Source organism: Nonomuraea sp. NPDC049655 (assembly GCF_044465465.1).
GTDB lineage: Bacteria > Actinomycetota > Actinomycetes > Streptosporangiales > Streptosporangiaceae > Nonomuraea.
In genome coordinates this window covers 451,841-469,340 of sequence record NZ_JBITLS010000008.1, presented here as the reverse complement: position 1 = coordinate 469,340, position 17,500 = coordinate 451,841, and the positions used below count along the sequence as shown (strand labels likewise).

General features: G+C 70.3%; 17 protein-coding genes. 10 read left to right on the top strand and 7 right to left on the bottom strand.

Annotation, left to right across the window (positions count from 1 at the left end; genetic code table 11):
• The 3 genes from ACIBQ6_RS27420 to ACIBQ6_RS27410 all read left to right on the top strand — a co-directional run bounded on the left by ACIBQ6_RS27420 (position 1) and on the right by ACIBQ6_RS27410 (position 3,131).
• On the top strand, positions 1-330 hold the full coding sequence (locus ACIBQ6_RS27420; protein WP_352320347.1) for a hypothetical protein: 330 nt from the start codon (positions 1-3) through the stop codon (positions 328-330).
• Between the two features lie 121 nt (positions 331-451).
• Positions 452-742, top strand: a complete 291-nt coding sequence (locus ACIBQ6_RS27415; protein WP_358283378.1) for an MTH1187 family thiamine-binding protein — start codon at positions 452-454, stop codon at positions 740-742.
• A 787-nt stretch (positions 743-1,529) separates the two neighbouring features.
• Complete coding sequence (locus ACIBQ6_RS27410) at positions 1,530-3,131, top strand: FAD-dependent monooxygenase (protein ID WP_397215322.1); 1,602 nt, start codon at positions 1,530-1,532, stop codon at positions 3,129-3,131.
• Positions 3,132-3,247: 116 nt separating this feature from the next.
• Here the strand turns inward: ACIBQ6_RS27410 and ACIBQ6_RS27405 are convergent, their stop codons facing one another.
• From ACIBQ6_RS27405 to glgX, 4 genes are all read right to left on the bottom strand, one after another.
• The gene (locus tag ACIBQ6_RS27405) at positions 3,248-4,240 is read right to left on the bottom strand and encodes a hypothetical protein (protein WP_397215320.1); all 993 of its coding nucleotides are present in this window, start codon (positions 4,238-4,240) and stop codon (positions 3,248-3,250) included.
• 203 nt (positions 4,241-4,443) lie between these two features.
• Complete coding sequence (gene treZ, locus ACIBQ6_RS27400) at positions 4,444-6,156, bottom strand: malto-oligosyltrehalose trehalohydrolase (RefSeq protein ID WP_397215318.1); 1,713 nt, start codon at positions 6,154-6,156, stop codon at positions 4,444-4,446.
• Positions 6,146-8,296, bottom strand: a complete 2,151-nt coding sequence (gene treY / locus ACIBQ6_RS27395) for a malto-oligosyltrehalose synthase (protein WP_397215316.1) — start codon at positions 8,294-8,296, stop codon at positions 6,146-6,148. Before treY ends, treZ begins: the two co-directional genes overlap by 11 nt.
• Entirely contained in the window at positions 8,289-10,382 is a 2,094-nt protein-coding gene (glgX, locus tag ACIBQ6_RS27390; RefSeq protein ID WP_352349923.1) for a glycogen debranching protein GlgX, read from the bottom strand. The genes treY and glgX overlap by 8 nt, the downstream gene beginning before the upstream one ends.
• Positions 10,383-10,988: 606 nt before the next feature.
• Between glgX and ACIBQ6_RS27385 the strand changes: the two genes are divergently transcribed.
• The 5 genes from ACIBQ6_RS27385 (at position 10,989) to ACIBQ6_RS27365 (ending at position 13,786) form a co-directional block, all read left to right on the top strand.
• Complete coding sequence (locus ACIBQ6_RS27385) at positions 10,989-11,837, top strand: helix-turn-helix domain-containing protein (protein ID WP_397215314.1); 849 nt, start codon at positions 10,989-10,991, stop codon at positions 11,835-11,837.
• A gap of 220 nt (positions 11,838-12,057) precedes the next feature.
• The gene (locus ACIBQ6_RS27380) at positions 12,058-12,261 is read left to right on the top strand and encodes a DUF397 domain-containing protein (protein ID WP_352349919.1); all 204 of its coding nucleotides are present in this window, start codon (positions 12,058-12,060) and stop codon (positions 12,259-12,261) included.
• Positions 12,262-12,424: 163 nt separating this feature from the next.
• A complete protein-coding gene (locus tag ACIBQ6_RS27375) occupies positions 12,425-12,640 on the top strand; it encodes a DUF397 domain-containing protein (protein ID WP_397169742.1) in 216 nt (71 codons plus the stop codon).
• 80 nt (positions 12,641-12,720) lie between these two features.
• The gene (gene mscL / locus ACIBQ6_RS27370; RefSeq protein ID WP_352349915.1) at positions 12,721-13,140 is read left to right on the top strand and encodes a large conductance mechanosensitive channel protein MscL; all 420 of its coding nucleotides are present in this window, start codon (positions 12,721-12,723) and stop codon (positions 13,138-13,140) included.
• Between the two features lie 67 nt (positions 13,141-13,207).
• Positions 13,208-13,786: a hypothetical protein gene (locus tag ACIBQ6_RS27365; protein ID WP_397215312.1), complete on the top strand. Its 579-nt coding sequence runs from the start codon at positions 13,208-13,210 to the stop codon at positions 13,784-13,786.
• Here ACIBQ6_RS27365 and ACIBQ6_RS27360 read toward each other — a convergent pair.
• Entirely contained in the window at positions 13,777-14,694 is a 918-nt protein-coding gene (locus ACIBQ6_RS27360) for a threonine/serine dehydratase (protein ID WP_397215310.1), read from the bottom strand. The two genes, ACIBQ6_RS27365 and ACIBQ6_RS27360, sit on opposite strands and share 10 nt — an antisense overlap.
• Positions 14,695-14,760: 66 nt before the next feature.
• On the opposite strand from ACIBQ6_RS27360, the gene pip reads away from it, so the two are divergent.
• Entirely contained in the window at positions 14,761-15,720 is a 960-nt protein-coding gene (pip, locus tag ACIBQ6_RS27355; protein ID WP_358283358.1) for a prolyl aminopeptidase, read from the top strand.
• On the opposite strand, the gene ACIBQ6_RS27350 is transcribed toward pip, so the two are convergent.
• Together ACIBQ6_RS27350 and ACIBQ6_RS27345 are read right to left on the bottom strand one after the other, a co-directional pair.
• On the bottom strand, positions 15,686-16,234 hold the full coding sequence (locus ACIBQ6_RS27350; RefSeq protein ID WP_358283356.1) for a phosphatase PAP2 family protein: 549 nt from the start codon (positions 16,232-16,234) through the stop codon (positions 15,686-15,688). The two genes, pip and ACIBQ6_RS27350, sit on opposite strands and share 35 nt — an antisense overlap.
• Before the next feature lie 86 nt (positions 16,235-16,320).
• Positions 16,321-16,623, bottom strand: a complete 303-nt coding sequence (locus ACIBQ6_RS27345) for a hypothetical protein (protein ID WP_358283354.1) — start codon at positions 16,621-16,623, stop codon at positions 16,321-16,323.
• 79 nt (positions 16,624-16,702) lie between these two features.
• On the opposite strand from ACIBQ6_RS27345, the gene ACIBQ6_RS27340 reads away from it, so the two are divergent.
• A complete protein-coding gene (locus ACIBQ6_RS27340) occupies positions 16,703-17,497 on the top strand; it encodes a universal stress protein (protein WP_352349903.1) in 795 nt (264 codons plus the stop codon).
• Positions 17,498-17,500 lie beyond the last annotated feature (3 nt).

The following is a 17,500-nucleotide window of genomic DNA, read 5'->3' as shown; positions in this document are numbered from 1 at the left end:
ATGAGTGATGAACCGAAATACCTGCGCCTTACGGTCGAGCTGACCGTGGAGGTGCTCGACGTGAACGCGCTGCAGGCGGCGGCGCTGGCCGAGATCCGGCATCCCGACGCCGACCTCAGCGACGAGGAGCGCTCCGAGCAGGCCGACCTCGTCAACTCCGACGAGACCGGCGCCTCGGCGCTGCAGTGGCTGATCGAGCCGGACCACGTGCTGCAGCTCGTGGACCACATCACCGAGATCGAGCCGCGTGAGGCCGTTCTCGGGGTGGAGCCGTCCGAGGGGCCGAGCGAGGACGAGGACGAGGACCACCACGACCACGACCACGCGTGACCTCTCGCACGTGACGTGACGTACGGCGATCAGCCACGACGCCCCACCCGCGTCGTGGCTCTTCGCCCCGGCTACGATCGTCTCGTCCGGGCTCTTTCCGTTCTCCGAGGGATCTGTCGCCATGATCGTGGCCTTCTCCATCACCCCGCTGGGCGTCGGCGAAGGGGTCGCCGAACCGGTCGCCCGCGCCGTCAAGGTGGTCCGCGAGAGCGGCCTGCCCAACCGCACGGACGCGATGTTCACCACGATCGAGGGCGAGTGGGACGAGGTCATGGACGTCGTCAGGCGCGCGGTGGACGCCGTCGCCGAGGTCGCCCCGAGAGTCAGCCTGGTCCTCAAGGCCGACCTGCGCCCGGGCGTGACGGACGGCATGACCACCAAACTCCAAAGCCTCGAACGCCACCTCCCCTGACCCACCTCACCCACGCAGAGGAACTCTCGGCCGCACCCTCGTACCGCGAAGCCCACGATCTGCGGATGCCGGCTGAGCACGCAGCTGGGCACACGGTGAGGAACCTCCCACAGTCGGACGTGGCGAGGAACCCGTAGGGGCACGCTGCGCGCAACCGTCCCGTCGCGGACACACAGTGGGAAGCCCCGCAGCCGGTACGCAACGCGCATCCCCCATGGCGGGCACAGGGCAGGAAACCTCCCGTGGCGGACACGTGACGAGGAGCCCCGCAGCGGGCACGCAACGCGCAGCCCCTACGGCGGGCACAAGGCAGGAAACCTCCCGTAGCGGGCACATGGTTGGGGCGGGCACCCGGCGCACACCCCCCGGCGGTCACAGGGCTCGGAGCCCCAGTAGCGGGCGCGTGGCGCGGAGCCGCGCAGCGGGCACGCCGCGCGCAGCAGCCCCTGCGGCGGGCACATGGCGCAGAGCCCCCGTAGCGGACACGTAGCCCGGAGCTCTCGTAGCACAGCATGGCGAGTAATCCCGTAGCGGATGCGGGGCGCCGAAGGTTGGATCCAAGCGCCACTGCTCGACCTTCTGGTGATGTCGGCGTTGCGCGGCGTGCGAGCGGGGCGGGCAGCGGCCGCTTGGCCTCGCGCTCAGACGGCGGCGCGCTCCTTTCCGGGAGCGCAGAGCTCCGATGAATGCCGGGATTCGCGATATGTCTTGACCGTCTCCGTAAACGCGACATATCGTGTCGCTTGATCGGAGAACGCGATACTACTCGTGCCCGGAGGTGGAGGCAATGAGACAAGAGCGAGTGCCCGTGCTGGTGGTCGGCGGCGGGTACGCGGGCCTGAGCGCTGCCGCGCTGCTGGCGTGGCGCGAGGTGCCCGTCATTCTGGTCGAGCGGCATCCGAGCACGTCCATCCAGCCCAAGGCGTTCGGCATGGGACCGCGAGCCGTCGAGCTGCTGCGGCCGTTGCCGGGGATCGAGCAGACGTTCGCCGACATCTGGATCGGCATCGGCGACTCCATGCGCATCGCGATCGCCAAGACGCTGGCCGACCCCGATCCGCAGATGATCTTCGAGGACACGGGCGAGTTCGACGCCCTGGCCGACCTCACCCCCGTGCCCCGCGTGGGCGCCCCCCAGTCGGAGGTCGAGCGGGTGCTGCGCGCCTACGCCGACGAGCTCGGCGCCGACCTGCGCTTCTCCACCGAACTGATCTCCCTCGACCAGGACGACGACGGCGTCACCGCCGTGATCCGCGCCGCCGACGGCGAGGAGAGCGTCGTACGGGCCGACTACGTGGTGGCGGCCGACGGCCACCGAAGCTCCCTGCGCGAGCGGCTGGCCGTGCCCACCTCCGGGAGGGGCGACCTGGTGCAGATGCGCTCGATCATGTTCGACGCCGATCTGACCGGCCTGGTGAACGAGCGCGAGGTCATCGTCTGGTACCTCCACAACGACGCGTTCACCGGCGTCATCGTGACCGGCACGGGCGTCGGCGCGCACGTGCTCGGCATCAACCAGACCCCCTCCCCGGACGGCGGCGCGGACACCCTCACCGAGGAACGCTGTGTCGAGCTCATCCGCGCCGGAACCGGCATCCCGGACCTGGACGTGCAGGTGCTGGACACGGCGACGTTCAGCCTGGCGCACGTCGTGGCCGACACCTTCCGCGCCGGACGCGTCTTCTTCGCCGGCGACGCCGCCCACACCATGCCGCCCACCGGCGGCCAGGGCGGCAGCACCGCCCTCCAGGACGGCTGCGACATCGCCTGGCGCCTCTGGCTGGTGCTCAGCGGGCAGGCCGGCCCCGGCTTCCTGGACACCTACGACGCCGAACGCCGCCCGATCGGCGCCCTGACCGCCGACGCCCAGCTCGCCAACCTCAGCGTGCGGATGCCCGTGGACGAGCGCTCCGACTACCCCGAGCCCCTGGAGGACTTCCTGCAGGCGATGCTCGGCTACCGGTACCACTCCGCCGCCGTCCTGGAGGAGCCCGGCGACGACGGCTCGCTCCTGGAGGACCCGCGCGTCCCGAGCGGCCGGCCCGGCAGCCGCGCCCCGCACGTCGTGCTCGACTGGGAGGGGCAGCGCATCTCGACCATCGACCTGTTCGGCTCCGGTTTCGTCCTGCTGGCCGACAAGTGCGGCGGCCAGGTCTGGATGGACGCCGGCCGCGTGGTCAAGGAGCGCCTGGGCGTGCAGCTCACCCGCATCCTGGTGGACGACGAGCTGGTGGACGTGGAGGGCCGCTGGCGGGAGCGGTACGGGGTGCGGGAAGGCGGCGCTGTCCTGGTGCGGCCCGACGGGTACGTGGCCTGGCGCGCCCCTCGCCCCACGCCGGACCCCATGTCCACGCTCGACCAGGCCCTCACCCGGATCCTGCACCGCTGACCACCTGCCTTTCGCCGGACCGGGCCCGATGGCCTTCGCCGGGGTCGTGAAACGTGCGCATGGGCGGGGAGGCACGTACGTGCTCCATGGGTCTGGCCGTCTCGCGGGGGCGGGGGTCAGGCGGCCAGGGCCGGGCGTGCGGGGTGGTCGGCGGAGGTCAGGTCGAGGCTGGCGGCGGCGCACAGCCAGTCGTTGACCGAGCCGGTGAAGCCGGACGGCGGCCCCACCTTGAGACAGGTGAGCCGGCCGCTGCCGGGGGCGGGGCCCACCTTCAGGCGGCGGATGGCGCCCGAGCTATCCGGCTCGCCGAGGTCGGTGAGGTCGGTGAGGTCGGCGAGGTCGGCGTCGCACGGGGTCAGCCGCACGCCGAAGGGCGGGACGCCCCTGAGGGCGCCGGACGGCTGGATCCGCAGGAGGTCGTCGATCTCGTGGCAGTTGGCCAGCGGGTGCACCCGCAGGTGGGCGAGCTGGTCGGCGACCAGGCGATGGGCCACCGATCGGAGGAGGGCGGTCGCGCAGAGGCTGTGGGCGCAGGCGGCGCCGTCGAGGGTGATCTCCGGGAGCGCGAAGCGGCGCAGGCCGCGCGAGGTGACGCGCAGGCAGTCGCAGGCGGCCGTCTCGGACGGGTCCCATGGAGGGCAGGTGGCGTCGTCGCGCATCTGCACGTCCCAGGTGAGCCAGTCGTCGCCGAGGCGGAAGTCTTCCGGCTCGCCCGGCGACCTCGGGCAGGCGGGCACGGCCGAGGCGGTGGACGGGTCGATCAGCAGGCCGTCGCACTGGCGGGCGAGGGCGCGGGCGACGGCTCTGGCTGTCTGGGCGTTGCCGGGCAGGCGGCGTGGAGGCGCGGTGGTGGACACCAGCACGTGTTGCCCGGCCCGACGAATCCGCCGTCGTTCGTCGCCCGTGAGGGTGAGGCCGGCCGGTCGCCAGGGGGCGGGGACATGGGTGACGGTCAGGGACGGCGGGGTGTCGAGCGCGTCACGGGCCGCCTTCCGGTACGGCGCGGGGACGCGCCAGGGCACGAAGGTGTCGACGTCGAACGGCAGGTGCTCCACGGCTACGACGAACAGTGAGGTCAGCATGGCGGGGAGCGGCAGAACGATCTTCATGAGGTGCCTCGCCTTCGAAAACGTGGTGAGGCACCCAGGATCCGGAACCGGGCCGGCCGCGGTGCGGCCGAACCCGGTTCTGGGGACGAACCCGCCGACCGGCCCCCACCCTGTGGACAACCACCGGGGAGGCGGAGGCCGGACATTCCGGGGATGGTGCGGGTGATGGCGAAGGTCTGACCAGGAGGCGGAGAGCGTTCCGGTCAGGGGGTGGTGCGGGTGATGGCGAGGGTTTGGCCGGGGAGGCGGAGGCCGTCGGGGCCGGCGGCGACCGGGTCGTCCGAGGCCAGGAGGAGGGTGGCGCCCGCCGGCGGCAACGTCAGCGTCTCCGGGGAGAAGTTGACGCTGACGCACACCGTCCCGCGCCACATGACCAGCCACCTCCCCTCCGGATCGGCCTCCACCCGCACCCGGTCCAGCCGCGGATCCGACAGCTCGGGCAGCGCCTTGCGCAGCGCGATGAGGTCCCGGTACCAGCACAGCAGGGACCAGTTCTCCTCCTCCTTCAGCTCGCTCCAGTCCAGCTTGGAACGGAGGAACGCCTCCTCGTCGGACGGGTTCGGCGCGTCCCAGGCGTACCCGAAGCCGTCGAACTCGCGCTCGCGCCGCGTCCCCTCGCTCTCCCGCAGCTCGGGCTCCACGTGGTCGGAGAAGAACAGGAACGGCGTGCTGGCCCCCCACTCCTCCCCCATGAACAACATCGGCGTGAACGGCGAGGTCAGCAGCAGACCAGCTCCGAGCCTGAGCGCGGACACGGGCAGGCGGTCGCCGCCGGGCCGGTTGCCGATCTGGTCGTGGTTCTGCAGGCAGGCGACCAGCCGGTGGCCGGGCACGCCGGTGAAGGGCTGCCCGTGCGCCCGGTCGCGGAAGCTGGAGTAGCCGCCGTCGTGCAGCACGCCCCGGGTCAGCACCCGGGCCAGCGCCGACGGATCGGCGAAGTCCTCGTAGTAGCCGTGGCTCTCGCCGCTCACGGCGGTGTGCAGGGCGTGGTGGACGTCGTCGTTCCACTGCGCGGTCATCCCGAGGCCGCCGGCCTCCAGCGGGCGCACCATGCGCGGGTCGTTGAGGTCGGACTCGGCGATCAGCGACAGCGGCCGGCCGAGCGAGCAGGCCAGCGCGTCGACCTCCTCCGACAGCTCGGCCAGCAGGTGGCGGGCGCGCCTGTCGTGCAGCGCGTGGACGGCGTCCAGCCGCAGCCCGTCGATGTGGTAGTCGCGCAGCCACTGGACGGCATTGCCGACGAAGTACCGGCGGACCTCGTCGGACCCCGGCCCGTCCAGGTTGACCGCTTCACCCCAATAGCTACCAGCAAAGCCGGAAAAATACGGACCAAAGGGGTGGAGGAAGTTGCCCGACGGCCCCAGGTGGTTGTAGACCACGTCCAGGATGACGCCGATCCCGGCCCGGTGGCACGCGTCCACGAACGACTTCAGCCCGTCGGGCCCGCCGTACGTCTCGTTGACCGCGTAGAGGTCGACGCCGTCGTACCCCCAGTTGCGCCCGCCGGGGACGGGGGCGACCGGCATGATCTCCACGAAGTCCACGCAGAGCTCGACCAGGTGCTCCAGCCGCTCGATCGCCGCGGCGAACGTCCCCTCGCCGGTGAACGTGCCGACGTGCAGCTCGTAGATCACCGAACCGCGCAGGTCGCGGCCCTTCCAGTCGTGGTCGGACCAGGTGAAGCGGTCGTGCTCGTAGACCGCGCTCGGCCCGAACACCCCCTCGGGCTGCCGCCGGGAGCGCGGGTCGGGGTAGGGCCCGCCGCCGTCGAGGACGAAGGCGTACCTCGTGCCGTGGCCGGCCTCGGCGACCTCGGCCCACCACCAGCCTCTCTCCCCCTGGGACATCGGCCGGCGTCCGTCCAGAACGTCGACCTCGACAGCCGTGGCCTTCGGTGCCCAGACCTCAAAGATCATGTCGCTCCAGCAGTGAGACGGGGTACTGATCGAGCAGCCGGGCCAGCGGAACCGTCCCCGAGTGCGGCTCGCCGGTGAGCAGGTCGCGCCAGGATCCGCCGGGCAGCGTCAAGGTGGTGTCGCCCCACACCGAGTGGCCGGCGACCGCGGAGCGGCGCGCGAGGCGTACCGGCAGCCTGGTGGCGACCGCCACCGCCCGCGGGCCTTCGCCCCGGGCGAAGGCGATCGCGTGCTCGGCCGCCTCCCCCTCCGCCCGCAGCGGCAGGTACGGCGCCGCGCCCCCGAGCCGCCTGCGCAGCCGCAACGCCTGCGTCGTGACCAGGAGCTTGGCGGCGTCCCAGGAGGTCTCGGGCTTGCGCGGGTACGTCACGGGCCGCCGGTTGTCCGGATCGACCAGCGAGAAGTCGGTGGTCTCGTTGCCCTGGTACACGTCGGGCACCCCGGGCATCATGAGCTGCACCAGCTTGGCCCCGAGCGAGTTCGACATCGCGAACGGCTCGATGCGCTCGGTGAACTCCTCCACCGGCAGCCGCACGGCGGCCTGCGCGAACTCCCGCAGCCGCCGCTCGTAGCCGGCGTCGGGACGCACCCACGAGATCGCGGTCTTGGCCTCCCGAGCCGCCTTGAGCAGGTAGTCGGTGAAGCGTTCCGCGGAGATCGGCCAGGCGGCCATGAGGTTCTGCCAGGCCAGGTAGTCGAGATGGGGGTCGAAGGAGAGCTCCCGCGACCACTCCGACACCACGGACGCCCACTCCCGCGGCATCTCCGACAACACCGACAACCGGGCCCGCACGTCCTCCGACCGCTTGGTGTCGTGGGTGGACAGGGTCGTCATCGTGTACGGGGACATCTCCCCGCAGAAGTCGTGGAACTCCTCGACCGACACGCCGAACACGTCCGGCTCGCCGCCCACCTCGTTGAGGCACGACAGCGGGAACCACCGGTACAGCGCGGTGTCCTCCACGCCCTTGGCCATGACAGGGCCGCACGTCTGCTGGAAGCGCACGATCGCCTCCGGCGAGCCGTACAGGACCTCCCGGACGAGCGGCCGCACGGCGGGCGAGCACTCCGCGGCGGCCAGCTCGACGATCTCCACCGACTCGGGCGGCGGCTCCTCCCCCGGCACCAGGTACGCCCGGTAGAGCGGCATCGCGGCCAGCAGCTCCGACACCGCGGCGGGTGCGCAGCCGGTGACCCTGGCCAGCCGGTCGATCTCCGCCCCGAAGAACAGGTCGAGCACCTCGCGCTTGGCCTGCGTCATCACCGGACGGTAGTCGTCGGGCTGCCCGGTCAGCTCGCTGAACAGCCGGACCAGCGGCTCCTTGCCCGAGGGGTCGACGAACAGGCCGTTGACCCGGTTGAGCACCTCGTAGCCGGTCGTGCCGTCGCAGGCCCAGTCGGGCTGCAGCCGCTCGGGGCCGATGAGGATCTTCTCCACGACCGTCCAGGGGCCGCCGGTCCGCTCGCGCAGCCGGTCGAGGTAGCCGCGGGGGTCGGCCAGGCCGTCGGGATGGTCGATGCGCAACCCGTCGACCAGGCCCTCGTCGAGCAGCCAGAAGATCACCTCGTGCGTGGCGAAGAACACCGCCGGGTCCTCCACGCGCAGCCCGATCAGCGAGGAGACGTCGAAGAAGCGCCGGTAGCCGGGGCCCTCCCGCCAGTCGACCAGCCGGTAGTGGCCCGGGTGGGGGAAGGCGTGCTCGTGGTAGCGCAGGACGTCGCCGTCGACCACGGGCTCGGTGTCGTCGCCGAGCACCGGCAGCGCCACCTTCCCCTCCACCCACTCGATGTCGAACCAGTTCGCGTACGGCGAGGCGGGCCCGTCCTTGAGCACCGACCAGAACTGGGCGTTCATCGTGTTCATGTGGTTGGGCACGATGTCGATGACGATGCCCAGGTCGTGCGCGGCCAGTTCCTGGGCCATCTCGCGGAAGCCGGTGGCCCCGCCGAACTCCTCCCTGATCCTGGAGTGGTCGACGACGTCGTAGCCGTGCCGCGACCCGGGCGTGGCCTGCAGCACCGGCGACAGGTAGACGTGGCTGACGCCGAGGTCGCGCAGGTAGCCGGCGATCTCGGCGACCTGCGCGAAACCGAAGTCGGGGGTGAGCTGCACCCGGTACGTCGAGGCCGGCCTAGACACGGCGCAGCACCCGCACGCTGCGTCCGGGGACCTCGATCGCCTCGCCCGCGCGCACCATCCGCACGTCGAGCCTGATGGGCATCGCGGTGTCGATCTCGGTGTGCCACATCTCGCCGTAGTCCTGGGGGATCGTGAACTTGATCGTGTCGTGGTGGGCGTTGAACAGCAGCAGGAAGGAGTCGTCCCGGATCGGGCGGCCGCGCCGGTCGGGCTCGGTGATGGCGTCGCCGTTGAGGAAGACGGCCAGCGACTTGGCGTAGCCGACGTTCCAGTCGCTGTCGGTCATCTCCTCCCCGGACGGGGTGAGCCAGGCGATGTCGCTCAGCCCGCGGACCGGCCTGCCGTAGAAGAACCTCCTGCGCCGGAAGACCGGATGCTTCTTCCGCAGCGCCGCGAGCTCCTGGGTGAACTCCAGAAGCAGCCAGTTCTCCCTGATGTCGGACCAGTCGACCCAGGTCAGCTCGTTGTCCTGGCAGTAGCCGTTGTTGTTGCCCTTCTGGGTGCGGCCCAGCTCGTCGCCGTGCGAGAGCATCGGCACGCCCTGCGACAGGAACAACGTAGTGAGGAAGTTACGTTTCTGCTGCTCGCGCAGCGACTCGATGGCCAGGCTCGCCGGGCCCTCCTCGCCGCAGTTCCACGACCGGTTGTCGTCGGTGCCGTCGCGGTTGCCCTCTTTGTTCGCCTCGTTGTGCTTGTCGTTGTACGCGACGAGATCCTGCAGGGTGAAGCCGTCGTGGCAGGTCACGAAGTTGATGGAGGCGGCCGGGCGGCGGCTGTCGTCCTTGTACAGGTCGCTGGACCCGGTGAGGCGGGAGCCGAACTCGGGCAGCGTGGCGGCCTGCCCGCGCCACAGGTCGCGGATCGTGTCGCGGTAGCGGCCGTTCCACTCGGTCCAGCGCGAGGGGAAGTTGCCGACCTGGTAGCCGCCGGGGCCGACGTCCCAGGGCTCGGCGATGAGCTTGACCTGCGACAACACCGGGTCCTGCTGCACCAGGTCGAAGAACGCGCTCAGCCGGTCGACCTCGTGCAGCTCGCGGGCGAGGGTGGAGGCGAGGTCGAAGCGGAACCCGTCGACGTGCATCTCGATGACCCAGTAGCGGAGCGAGTCCATGATCATCTGGAGGACGTGCGGGGAGCGCATGAGCAGGCTGTTGCCCGTGCCGGTGGTGTCGACGTAGTAGCGCTTGTCGTTCTCGACCAGGCGGTAGTAGTTGCTGTTGTCGATGCCCCTGAACCCCAGCGTCGGCCCCAGGTGGTTGCCCTCGGCGGTGTGGTTGTAGACGACGTCGAGGATGACCTCGATGCCCGCCTCGTGCAGGCTGCGCACCATCGCCTTGAACTCCAGCACCTGCCCGCCGCGCTGCCCGGTGCTGGAGTAGCGGTTGTGCGGGGCGAAGAAGCCGATGGAGTTGTAGCCCCAGTAGTTGGACAGGCCGCGCTGCTCCAGGATGTGGTCGGTGACGAACTGGTGCACCGGCATCAGCTCCAGCGCCGTCACGCCGAGCTTGGTGAGGTGGTCGAGGATCTCGGGGTGGCCGAGCGCCGCGTACGTGCCGCGCAGGTGCTTGGGGATCTTGGGATGGCTTATCGTCAGCCCGCGCACGTGGGCCTCGTAGATCACCGTGTCGTGGTACGGCGTCGCCGGCGGCCGGTCGTGCCCCCAGCCGAAGAACGGGTTGATCACGATGGACCGCGGCACGTACGGGGACGAGTCGGCGTCGTTGCGCGTGTCCGGCTGGCCGAACCGGTAGCCGTAGACCGCCTCGTGCCAGTCGACGCCGCCCTCGATCGCCATCGCGTACGGGTCGAGCAGCAGCTTGTTGGGGTTGCAGCGCAGGCCGCGCGCCGGCTCGTACGGCCCGTGCACGCGGTAGCCGTAACGCTGGCCGGGGCCGATGCCCGGCAGGTAGCCGTGCCAGATGAACCCGTCGACCTCCGTGAGCGGCACCCGCGACTCGACGTTGTCCTCGTCGAACAGGCACAGCTCCACCGCCTGGGCGACCTCGGTGTAGAGCGAGAAGTTCGTGCCCGCGCCGTCGTACGTCGCCCCGAGAGGATAGGGGTCTCCAGGCCAGATCTCGATCATCGAGGCTCCCTTGCGGTCTCTCCCATGTTCCGTTCCCCCGGTCCGCCGGACAAGGCCACCCTGTTCCTTCCCACGCGTCCGTCCGGAATACTCCGAAAAATCGAGTGAGCCGCCTCCGGCGGCGCGGTGTCGAAGGCGGCTCACGTGTTCGGCCCGGTGGGGGGTGCGGCGAGGTTCACGGATCCGGTGCGCGGCCCCCGCGCACCGGATCCGCACCCGCGATCGGACGACGCGACGCTGCGTCCCCGATCCCCCGCGATCAGGACGGTCGATCCTCGCTCTGGCAGGAGCGAACGATCGTCGCAGCCGGGCCGACGAGCCCCCGTCGGCCCAGCCTTATGTGACGGACGGCCTCTGGTGAGCCATCACGTCAGGGAATGAACGCGGCATTTCGATCTCTGGTGGTTTGATCAAATCAGCCCCAGGGCATCCCCCTCTCTTACGGCTTGGCTGACTTTTACCCTCCGACACCGGAAACCCACCCCGAATTGGCACTTGCCATAGGAACGTGCCGGTGACGATTACCTACCGCACATGCCTTCGAAACCGAACCCGGGGGTACGCTCCGGGGCAACCGGCCACCGCGCGGGAAGGGAGTGTGCGGCGATGACCATCCCCAACCCGACGCTCCGGCAGCGGCAACTGGCGATGCGCTTACGCGAGCTGCGCAACGAGAAGAACCTCAGCATCGCCGAGGTCGCCCAGCTCCTCCTGTGCTCCCCGGCCAAGATCAGCCGGATCGAGACCGCCCAGCGCGGCGTCAGCCTGCGCGACGTGCGCGACCTGTGCCGCCTGTACGAGGTCTCCGCCGCCGAGTCCGCCCAGCTCATGACGCTGGCCAAGGACGCCAGGCAGAAGGAGTGGTGGCAGTTCTACGACAACCGCGAGCTGCGGCAGATGCTCGGCCTGGAGGCGGAGGCCAGCGCCATCACCGAGTACGAGATCACCACCGTGCCCGGCCTGCTCCAGACCGAGGACTACGCCCGCGCCGTGATCCGCGGCTGGCTGCCCCGCATCGCGCCCGACGTGCTCGACGACCGGGTCAGGGTGCGGATGAAACGCCAGGAGTGGCTGCACCGGCCCGACACCCTGCGCTACTGGGTCCTGCTTGACGAGTCGGTGCTCTACCGGCACGTGAGCAGCCGGCAGACCATGCGTGAGCAGCTCGACCGGCTCATCGAGCTGAGCGAGCTGCCGCACGTCACCATCCAGGTGATCCCGTTCACGGCGGGGGCGCACGTGGGTTTCGACAGCACCTTCCGGCTCATGGAGTTCGACCATGACTCCGGCATCGCCGACACCATTTTCGTGGAACATCAAATGGGCCTTTTCTACCTGGAGGCCGATAAGGTGGTCCGGCGGTTTCGTGAGATCATCGACCATCTGCGGGCCGAGGCCCTGGGCATCCAGGAATCGAAGCGGCGAATTACCGAGATGGCCGCAAACTTCGCTTAGCACTTCGTCACGAGATCATCTCTTTTTTCCGGTCACCTGGCATGATGCCGCCGACACATCGGGACCTCGCTTCCGTGGCAAGTGCCAGGTGCTACTGTTCATCCATTGGGACACTTTCGCTCTCCACGTGAGATCGCCGGTGTCCGACCAACACCGTTCCAGCGCGCCCGGCGAGGTCCGACCGCCGCCGCGCCCATTGTCGATGCACGAGGGGGAGACAATGACGTCCCACCACCCTGACGTCCAGGCGGGTCCGCGGTGGCGGGCCGCGTCGCGCTGCAACAACGGAGAATGCGTCGAGGTCGCGTTGCTGTCCGCCGGCGAGATCGGCGTGCGGGACAACAAGAACCCGGCCGGCCCTGTCCTCACGTTCAGCGCCCGGGAATGGGACGCGTTCCTGCATGGAATACGTCAGTCCGGCTGAGCGCGCGGCGTTTTTTCCGGCGGTCGTCCTCACGGACGCCCGCCTTTTGTTTTGTCCGGCGCCGACGGTTGCACTGCCCCTTTTGTCGCCTGGTCATCCTCTGCTGTCAAGGTAAAATCACCTTCGGCTCAATACCTCTACAGCCGCCTTCAGGAGGTAATGGATGAAACGCCCACCTGCCCTTGACCAGGCACGCTGGCAACGGTGCAACAATGGCGACTGCGTCGAGGTCACCATGCTCGCCGACCGGGTCTGGGTGCGGGGAAGTCAGGACGCCAGCGGTGCCGTCCTGTCGTTCACCACCGACGAGTGGGCCGCGTTCCTCGACGGCGTGCGGCACGGCCACTTCGATCTCGAACGGCTCGCGCCCCAGGTCTGACCGGCCACGACGTTCTCCATCGGGCTCTGTCGGGGGCCATCGGGGTTTCAGGCCGCGGCCCCCGGCAATATGCCGACTCCATGGGCGGTTTCAAGAAGTTCTTACTCCGAGGCAACATCGTCGAGCTGGCCGTCGCCGTCATCGTCGGGGCGACCTTCAGCGGGCTCGTCCAGGCACTGGTCACCGATCTCATCACCCCGCTCATCGGCGCGGTGACCGGCGGCCGGCAGCCGAACTTCGCCGAATACTCCTTCACGATCAACGGCAGCCAGTTCAAGTACGGCGACTTCCTCAACCACCTGCTGACCTTCCTGGTCATCGCGGCGGTCGTCTACTGGCTGGTCGTGGCTCCGATGACGCGGCTGATCCACCTGTTCGACCGCGACAAGGCCGCGACGACCAAGGAGTGCCCCGAGTGCCTGTCCGACATCCCGGCCGAGGCCAGCCGGTGCGCCCATTGCACGGTGGAGCTGGTGCCCCAGTCCGAGAAACCGCGCTGAACCGTACATCACGGACTCTTGACCCCAGTGGCGCGCCGGCACGGTGGACGTTCGGCAAGATGGACCGATGAGCGTTGAGTTGATGGTCTGGGACGAGCCCGTGCCGATCAGCAGGGATCAGGCCCGGACCACGTATCTGGCGGTGAAGCGGAGCGACCCCGTCGAGGGGGACGTGCCCGACGTCGCCAAGGAGCTGCCCGGGCAGGTCACCCTGTACCCCGGGCACGTCCTGGTGACGATGGACCTGGACACGATGGACGAGAGCTCGGCCCAGGTGTTCACCACCGCCCGCGCGCACGGCCTGGTCTGCTACGACCCCCAGCGCGACCTGGTGCACAACGTGGCCCCGCTCGGCGTGTACGAGGGCATGCAGCTGCACACCGGCGACGGGATGGTCGTGCACGACCCCGACCTCGGGCTGGTCCAGGACGTCCTGGCCACCCTGTCGCCGCAGAACCCGTTCGTCGCCCTGGTGAACTTCGGCCGGCACTTCCTCCAGGTCTCCCCCGGCTACGAGCTGGAGTACAAGGAGGGCGCGATGGTCCGCGCGGTGGTGCCCGAGCTGGCCGAGGTGCAGCAGGCCTTCCACGAGTACGCCACCGGCGAGCGCGGCTTCCTCACCCGCCACACCTGGGCTCAGGCGTAGACCTGGGCGAACAGCTCCGGATCGACGTTCCCCCCGGACAGCACGGTCACCGTGCGCCCGGCGGGGACGCGGCCCGACAGCAGGGCGGCCGTGGTCGCCGCGCCGCTGGGCTCGGCCACCAGCCGGGCGGTGCGCGCGATGTGCCGCATGGCCGCCCGCAGCTCGTCCTCCGAGACGGTGACGATGCCTTCGAGGTGCTCGCGCAGGTGGGCGAAGGTCAGCTCGGACACCTGGTTCACGCGCAACCCGTCGGCGATGGTCCGGAACGTGCGGGCGGTCTCCCAGGCGACCACGTGCCCGGCCGCCAGGCTCTCGGCGGCGTCGGCGGCCAGTTCGGGCTCCACGCCGTACACGCGGACGTCGGGCCGCAGCGCCTTGACCGCCGCCGCCACGCCGGCGGCCAGCCCGCCGCCGCTGACCGGCACGAGCACCACCTCGACGTCCGGCAGGTCCTCGACGATCTCCAGCCCGATCGTGCCCTGCCCGGCGATGATCGCGCGGTGGTCGTAGGGCGGCACCAGCGTCAGGCCGCGCTCGCCGGCCAGCCGCTCGGCCGTCACCTCGCGCTGGTCGGGTGGCACGACCACCAGCTCGGCGCCCCACCCCTCGATCGCCGCCGCCTTGACCGCAGGGGTGCCCTCGGGCACGACGACCACGCACGGCACGCCGAACTGCGCCGCCGCGAACGCCAGCGCCTGGCCATGGTTGCCGGAGGAGTGCGTCACGACGCCGGCCGGACGCAGCGCGGCCAGCGCGTTGTAGGCGCCGCGGATCTTGAACGACCCGACCGGCTGCAGGCTCTCGGGCTTCAGCCACGCCTCGCCCATCCTCAGGAGCGGCGTGCGCACCGCGGTTCCGTTGATCCGCCCGGCCGCCGCGCGGATGTCGTCGATCGTCACCAGGTCCATACGGTCACTCTAGGCGCGGACCGGCACAATTCAGCCGGCTCCTGCTCCATGGCAGGATCGCGAGACATGAGAACTCTGTACCCGCCCATCGAACCCTACGAGTCCGGCCTGCTCGACGTGGGTGACGGCAACCAGATCTACTGGGAGGTCTGCGGCAACCCCGACGGAAAGCCGGCCGTCATGCTGCACGGCGGGCCGGGCGCCGGGTGCAGCGCCAACCACCGCCGGCAGTGGAACCCCGAGCTGTACCGCATCGTCCTGTTCGACCAGCGCAACTGCGGGCGCAGCCTGCCGCACGCCAGCACGCCGGGCACGTCGCTGGCCGCCAACACCACCTGGAACCTGGTGGCCGACATGGAACGGCTGCGCGAGCACCTGGGCATCGAGCGGTGGCAGGTGTTCGGCGGGTCGTGGGGCAGCGCGCTGTCGCTGGCCTACGCCCAGACGCACCCCGACCGTACGACCGAGCTGGTGCTGCGCGGCATCTTCACGCTGCGCCCGCACGAGCTGCGCTGGTTCTATCAGGAGGGCGCGAGCTACCTGTTCCCCGACCTGTGGGAGTCGTACCTGGCGCCGATCCCCGTCGAGGAGCGCGGCGACCTCATGGCCGCCTACCGCGCCCGGCTCGAAGGCGACGACGACGCGGTCCGGCTCGCGGCGGCCAAGGCGTGGTCGCAGTGGGAGGGCGCCACGATCACGCTGCTGCCCGACCCGAGCCTGGTGGCGGAGTTCGGCGAGGACAAGATGGCGGTGTCGTTCGCCAGGATCGAGAACCACTACTTCCACCACGGCGGCTGGTTCGAGCCCGAGCAGCTCATCAGGGACGTCGACCGCGTCCGGCACATCCCGGCCGTGATCATCCAGGGCCGCTACGACGCCTGCACGCCCATGGCCACCGCCTGGGACCTGCACAAGGCCTGGCCCGAGGCCGACTTCCAGGTGGTGCACGACGCCGGGCACGCGGCGACCGAGCCCGGCATCGTCGACCGGCTCATCGCGGCGACAGACGGCTTCGCGCGAGCCTGACCGCAGGGGTGACCGCGCCGACCAGCAGCAGCGCGAACAGCGGCGCGAGCACCAGGCCGAGCAGGAAGCCGCCGGCCACGTCGTGCGGGTAGTGCACGCCGACGAACACCCGGGAGAAGCCCATCAGGGCGGCCAGCGGCAGCACCACCCAGGCCAGGGCGCGCCAGACCAGGATGAGCGTGCCCGCCGCCCCGGCGGCGATGACGGTGTGGTTGCTGGGGAAGGACCAGTCCGTGGAGGGCGGGCAGGCCGCGATCGTGGCGATGCCGCCGCGGCACGGCCGGTCCTCCCTGACCAGCAGCTTCACGCCCTCGCTCACGATGTACGCGCCCACCACCCCGGCCGGACCGGCGATGGCGAGCGCGAGGTCGCGGGCGGGGGCCTGGCGGGCCCGCCACCAGCACACGAGGAACAGCGCCGCGAAGATGAACAGGCCGGCGTCCGTGCCGAACTCGGCGAGGGCGTGCAGCCACCCGGGCGTGGTCAGAGCGAAGTCGACGATGTCGCGGTACACAGGCGTCCAATCCGTGAACGGGTAGTGGACACGACCTTATGAACTTTGATCGTCAAATGCTTCGACCGAAAGGGCGATTCCGGTCCTTACCCAAGATACTGGCGCACGAGGAGGGCGCGCCTCTGCTCCAGCTCGCCTTCGGTGATGAGCCCGCGGTCGAACGCCTCGGCGGTGGCGTCCCGCTCGGCCATGTAGTACGCGGCCATGATCTCGCTGCGCAGCGGGGTGAAGCCGCGCTCCACGCAGTCGGAGAAGACGGTGACCTTCTGCTCGACGACGCCGGCGGGGACCGTGCACGTCAGGTCGTGCGCCTTGAGGTGCTGAACCGCTTCACGAAGGGTGACCGGGCCGAGGGACCCGTTGAAACGGGTGTCAAGGGTGATCTTCACTGTTTTTACGCCTCCAACCGTTGCAAACGCATCGACAAAGACCGCGTATTCCCAGTTCAGAGCGGGTAAGGAGGCAAACGTGATCGGAGAGCACGTGATCGTCGGCTACAGCAACGACCCCGGTGGGCGGGACGCCCTCGCGCTCGGGGCCGCCATCACCCGGCTGACCGGGGGCGAGCTCACGGTGGCGTCGATCTATCCCCCGGGCAGCCCGGGGCTGGCCGTCGAGGCCCAGGCCAACCTGGCGCACGCGGGTGAGGAGCTGGGCGTCGTCCCGGCCGAGTACATGGCGTTCGAGAGCCGGGGCACCGGCCGCGGGCTGTCGGTGCTGGCCAGCAGGATCAGGGCCGACCTGATCGTGGTCGGCTCGGCGAGCGGCGGCCAGTACGGCCGCATCGCCGTCGGCAGCACCGCCGACCACCTGCTGCACCTGTCGCCGGAGGCGGTGATGCTGGCGCCCTCGGGCTACGTGCCGCCCGACGAGCCCGCCCGGCTCACCCTGGCCTACGTCCACCGGCCGCAGTGCGACGCGGCGGTCGAGCGGGTGGCCCAGGCGGCGCTGCGGCTCGACGTGCCGCTCCGGCTGATCACGCTCGACCTGCGCACCGAGAACCAGGGCAAGCTGCGCGACGACCTCGCCCTGGCCGTACGGCTGGCCTGGGAGAGCACCGGCATCGAGGCCGAGTCGGAGGTGGCCGAGGGCCACGACGTGCAGGCCGCGCTCAAGGACGTCGAGTGGCTGCCCGGCGAGCTGCTGGTCTGCGCCGCCGGCGAGGACGCCCAGCCCCACCGGGTGTTCCTGGGCGAGCTGGCGATGAAGGTGCTGCGGTCGTCGTCCTGCCCGGTCACCGTGCTGCCGCGGGGGTTCTCCTAAGCT

What these genes read in the sequence shown, in the direction of transcription:
- glgX (WP_352349923.1), bottom strand. Translation starts at nt 10,382, where the DNA reads ATGATCGAGATCTGGCCTGGAGACCCCTATCCTCTCGGGGCGACGTAC.
- ACIBQ6_RS27410 (WP_397215322.1), top strand. Translation starts at nt 1,530, where the DNA reads ATGAGACAAGAGCGAGTGCCCGTGCTGGTGGTCGGCGGCGGGTACGCG.
- ACIBQ6_RS27415 (WP_358283378.1), top strand. Translation starts at nt 452, where the DNA reads ATGATCGTGGCCTTCTCCATCACCCCGCTGGGCGTCGGCGAAGGGGTC.
- mscL (WP_352349915.1), top strand. Translation starts at nt 12,721, where the DNA reads ATGGGCGGTTTCAAGAAGTTCTTACTCCGAGGCAACATCGTCGAGCTG.
- treZ (WP_397215318.1), bottom strand. Translation starts at nt 6,156, where the DNA reads ATGATCTTTGAGGTCTGGGCACCGAAGGCCACGGCTGTCGAGGTCGAC.
- ACIBQ6_RS27360 (WP_397215310.1), bottom strand. Translation starts at nt 14,694, where the DNA reads ATGGACCTGGTGACGATCGACGACATCCGCGCGGCGGCCGGGCGGATC.
- ACIBQ6_RS27405 (WP_397215320.1), bottom strand. Translation starts at nt 4,240, where the DNA reads ATGAAGATCGTTCTGCCGCTCCCCGCCATGCTGACCTCACTGTTCGTC.
- ACIBQ6_RS27420 (WP_352320347.1), top strand. Translation starts at nt 1, where the DNA reads ATGAGTGATGAACCGAAATACCTGCGCCTTACGGTCGAGCTGACCGTG.
- ACIBQ6_RS27375 (WP_397169742.1), top strand. Translation starts at nt 12,425, where the DNA reads ATGAAACGCCCACCTGCCCTTGACCAGGCACGCTGGCAACGGTGCAAC.
- ACIBQ6_RS27365 (WP_397215312.1), top strand. Translation starts at nt 13,208, where the DNA reads ATGAGCGTTGAGTTGATGGTCTGGGACGAGCCCGTGCCGATCAGCAGG.
- ACIBQ6_RS27385 (WP_397215314.1), top strand. Translation starts at nt 10,989, where the DNA reads ATGACCATCCCCAACCCGACGCTCCGGCAGCGGCAACTGGCGATGCGC.
- ACIBQ6_RS27380 (WP_352349919.1), top strand. Translation starts at nt 12,058, where the DNA reads ATGACGTCCCACCACCCTGACGTCCAGGCGGGTCCGCGGTGGCGGGCC.
- pip (WP_358283358.1), top strand. Translation starts at nt 14,761, where the DNA reads ATGAGAACTCTGTACCCGCCCATCGAACCCTACGAGTCCGGCCTGCTC.